The following is a 4428-nucleotide window of genomic DNA, read 5'->3' as shown; positions in this document are numbered from 1 at the left end:
AGGACCCGATGGACGATGCGCTGGAAACCCGCTCTGAACGCCTTCGCCATCACCTTCAGCGACCGCTTCCCGACCGCTGAAACCTACTAACCAAGATCGCCGGAAACACCGTTGGCGAGACAGGCCCGCCATTCCGGTCATTGCAGCTAGGACGGCGGCGGTTCGCTGTGTGCTGTCGGTCAGCCTCGTCATGGCCACTGCGAGGCGGCCGGGCGGCTTGACGAATGTCTCGACGGCGGGCCTCCCGTCTTCGTCGAACGCCTGGACTCGGGAGGCGAGTTCGCGCAACAACGATGGGCGGTTCGGCTCTACGAGCAGGTCCAGCACCATGCGTAGTGTCTCTCGCACGTCACCGGGGAGCGCGGGATCGCACGATTGAGGGCTTTGCAGGTGGCGGCGGATCGACGTGCCGACGGCACGAAGCACGGTCGCCGCAGGGTGCGGTGCGAACCCTGGTGATTGTCGACGGTCCCACAGCATTGCAGTTTGATTGAGTAGCACAGCGATCTCGACAAGCTGGCTGCGGTGGGCGTCGGCCAGCGTGCTGAGGGTTTCCGGAAGCTCCAGCGGGTCGTCCTCCTCTTGCTCGCGGGGCGGTGCCAGCACCTGACAGATCTCCACCGACAACTGCCATCCGGCAAGGCGACGGCGCAGACGAGAGGCAGCGATATGCGCCGGGATGAACAACGGCGTCAACGCCAGGACGACGACGATGATGCCAAGAAGCGGCGGAAGCGAGGTGTCGGCCTCTGACGGCTGCGCGGTGAAAGTCTTTAGGTCGGCCAGCACCGCAAACAGGACCAGGACGGGATATGTGCCAGCGAGCAACTCGCCGGTATCGACCGCCCTGTACCAGAATGCGTTCGTGGCGAGCCGGTGCCGACCCTGGCTGGACAGACTGTCGGGAAAACGCAGGGCCGGAATCTTGCCGCGTGGCTTGTCGGGCTGCGCGATGTATTGCAAACCTTTACAGAAGACGCGAATCGCTACCAACGCGCCGAGAGATCCTGTGAAGAGACAGACCCTCTCGATCGCCTGCCCGAACTCACCGCTCGCGACGGATTCCGGCACCAGAAGGACGACGACATAGGGGAGACTAACCGGCACCATGAAGCCAACTAACGGCACCAGCAACAGCAGCAGCACACGCCTCCACGACTCGCGCGCAACCAGCCGGCGCAGAACCCCGGGCCCAGCCGCCGACAGGAGTAACTCCCACCCGCCTCTCCGCAATCCGTGACGCCGGATCGGCTGAAACGCCTCGGACGACACGCATCTCCATTGCACCGTCCAGAGCAGCATGCCACCGAACGCCGACGCGACGACCATCCAGCCGACCATCAGAGCGATGATGCAGAGAAGCAGAAGGGCCGCGATCACCGTCACATCGACCGTCATATCATGCGCGGACAATGTGCCAGCCCTCCGCCAAGGCCAGCCGTTCGTTCGCGCCTGTTCCGGACCCGGTTTCCACTTTTCTGGCACCATCGAGACCGACGTGGACCTGTCTTCAGTTTCTCCTGGCCCCGCTTCCCCGCGCGTCCGCGAGGTGGCCAGCGGGTCGAGTCGGCCGGCTGGATCCTCGCCACGTGGCTTGGTGGCAAGCTGACCCGTCATCGCAGGCGCGACCACGCGCCGAGGACCGGGTCGCTATCGGCCCCACTTCTCCTGGCTCGGGTGCGTTCGGCGCCATCGCTGCCGGCGTGCAAGTTCCGCTACTAGTCAGGTACACGCCAAAGTGCATGGACCCGAACCCCGAGGAACAGCGTGCCGATGGCTATCGCCCCACCAGTCTCCGTGCCAATGCCTACTCCCCGCTACCGGCGCGTAGTCGGCCGACGCCAGGATTCCGGCGAGACCTGCACAATCTGGGCTGTAGTGCAGCAGCGAGCAAGGGTTGCTATCTGGCGCTCGGTTCAGGCTCAGCATCCGGCCATCCTCGCGCCTGCCCGAGCGGTAGCCCCTTCCGGCTCTCCCACATCTCGACGTAGCCAAAGAGTTGCTCGGTCGCCGTGGTCATCGCCTCCAGCAACTCCAACCAGAGCTTTCCGGGGATTACGTCGGGCCAGAGCGGAACGCCAGAGCTGATCTGGTCGCCGGTAATCTGCCACGCGGCGCGGAGATGATTGAGAGAGAGGTGCACCCAGCCTGACGTTTCTTTGTAGACCGGCGGAAGCCACGGGTGATGCGGCGCCGCAAGCTCGATCAGGCGCGCGTCGGTCAGCGGCTTCCCGTCGGCATCCTTCATCCTGCGGAACTCGGTCCCCTTTAGCATCGCTGTGACCACGTCGTCGGCCACCGGAACATGCGCCACGTAGCAAGCCCGCACGAGGGTGTCGAGTTGCATCCGGAGTAATGGAGCCGCCGCCGCCAAGTTGTAACCGTCAACGCAGTCAACGACCGCTTCCACCAGGCCGTAGCTCCGCTGCATCATCGACATAACCAAGAGGTCCGGCAGGTAAATTTTGCCGCCGTCGACCTCAAGCACGCGGCGCACTAGGTCGATATGGTGAACGCGCAACCGATCGAGATGCGCACGCGGCGCGCGTAGCTCCGGGAAGCGATGGGCGGCGGTACCAGCAAAGATCGGTCGCGGCTTTCGCGCCGGCCGGAACGCGGGCAACCCTTCATCGCCGCTGCTCTCAGCTTCGTTCGTCACGCGTTCATTATTCGGACGTGAGGCCATTCGGGCATCCCAGTTTCGGCAGGGGCTACAGGCGACGCCACCGACACCCGTGTCGACACCCGACGCTCGTTGCTGACCCGGGTCGACCGGCACTCGCATGCCACTCTCATTGGCGTACCTGCTGTCGGTGCGAGTCGCACCAATATCGGTAACTCGCGGCACGGTAGCCTAGCAAAGCACTACTGGGCCAGGCGCCTCAGCGCAATCCCCGTCGGAACCGGCCGCCGGAGCTGGTCAGATGTGGACCGGAGCGCGCGTGTCGTCGCCCGGGGGAGTGTGTCGACCTTCGCAGTCGGCCTCGGTGACTCGGAGCGTCTCGGCAGGTTGATAGCCGGGTGGGATGTCGGACGAGTGGTGGAAGGTGACGTGCACGGCGGCTGTGGCCAGGAGCCAGGTATCGGTGGCCGAGATGCCGAGCCGGTTGAACAGGAACAGGACGTGGTGGATCAGCACGCCGCGCAGGTCGCGGGTCAGTGCGCCGTGTCGGTCGAGGAACCCGAGGTCTTTGTCTGCTTGCTCATGGACCCTCGTCTGATCGGGGGCGGCGCCTAATGGGCTGTGCGTCGTGTCGTCGGTGGCGGTGACCAGGCGCTGCACGGCGGCGATCAGCCCGGGGCTTGGTGCGGGTGGATGGGGTTGGTGTCGGGGGAAGTGCTGGTGAGGGTGTCTTCGGCGGTGTCGAGCGCGTGGGCGAGTTCGGTGAGCAGGGGTGTCGGGATGGTGCCGGTGTCGAGTCCGCAGGCGGTAACGACGTCCGTGAGCTGCGCGGCCTGGCGTGGTGTGAGGAGGCTGCGGCAGGCGGGGTGGGTGAGGAGGTCTCGGGCTGTGTATCCGTCCCCAGCGGCCCGCTTGATGAGGTCGGTGGCGATGGGTTGTGCTGCTGGCTGGTGGATGCTGCCGAGGGCGTCGATGAGGGAGAGTCCGAGGCGGGTGTGGAACACGGCTAGGCCCTCTGCGGCGGGGGTCAGTGCTTGGTAGGCGCGCACGGCCTGGTCGCGCTGCCTGCTACTGGTGGCGCCCTGCTGGCAGAGCAGGACAAGGCGGCAGGTGACAGCGTGTTCCCAGGGTTCGCCGGGCTTGGTGTCGCGTAGCAGGGTCATTGCGTGGCTGTGCCTGCCGGCGAGGGTGTGGGCGATGACGGCGATCTGCCGGCCGTCGAGCATGCGGCGGCCGATGCCGTGGTTTTGGTGAAGTTGGTGGTAGGCGTCGTCCCATCGTCCGGCGACGGCTAGGGCGTGCGCGCCGCTGGAGAGCAGGACCGCCCACAGCCAGCGGCGGAGTTCTCGGTGTTCGCTGCGGTCGGGTGCCAGGCGGGAGGCGGGGACGGTGATGCCGTCGATGCTGGTGTCGGTGCGGTTGGTGACGGCCCGGTGGAGCTGTTGGAGGATTGTCCAGGCGCCGGTGCCGTCTGCGGCGCGGGTGCGTAGTCGCGCGAGATTGATGACGGGCTCTAGGCTGTGGCTTGCGGTCCGGAAGTCCTGTGGAGGGTGAGCGAGCGCGGCGCGGGCCAGACGTGTTGACCATTGGCGGGCCAGGTTGGGTAGCCCGCAGTCGGAGGCCAGCAGCGCGGCGAGGTTGAACACGGCTGACGCGGCGGCGGCATCGTGATCTCGGTTGGCGGCGGCAGCGCGGCGGCTGATGTCGGCGACGCGTTCGGGGAGCGGGATGCAGGAGGGTCGGGGCCGGGCGACGAGGGGGAATCTTCGGGCTTGTGCTGTGGTGGCGTCCATATCAGCTAGCGG

General features: G+C 66.2%; 4 protein-coding genes. All 4 read right to left on the bottom strand.

What is annotated here, in order from left to right; translation table 11 throughout:
• Window positions 1–1398 (bottom strand): hypothetical protein (locus C1I93_RS31825; protein ID WP_181445374.1); only part of this gene is annotated, 1398 nt, incomplete at its 3' end.
• A gap of 502 nt (window positions 1399–1900) precedes the next feature.
• A complete protein-coding gene (locus tag C1I93_RS28820; protein ID WP_146603602.1) occupies window positions 1901–2659 on the bottom strand; it encodes a hypothetical protein in 759 nt (252 codons plus the stop codon).
• A gap of 261 nt (window positions 2660–2920) precedes the next feature.
• A complete protein-coding gene (locus C1I93_RS28815) occupies window positions 2921–3283 on the bottom strand; it encodes a hypothetical protein (RefSeq protein ID WP_223256706.1) in 363 nt (120 codons plus the stop codon).
• A gap of 8 nt (window positions 3284–3291) precedes the next feature.
• On the bottom strand, window positions 3292–4428 hold a 1137-nt coding region (locus C1I93_RS28810; RefSeq protein WP_220039612.1), incomplete at its 5' end, for a hypothetical protein.

The organism is Micromonospora endophytica (assembly GCF_003236305.1).
GTDB lineage: Bacteria > Actinomycetota > Actinomycetes > Mycobacteriales > Micromonosporaceae > Micromonospora > Micromonospora endophytica.
Note: the sequence above shows the minus strand (reverse complement) of the source record. Positions and strands in the feature narration are given on the sequence as shown.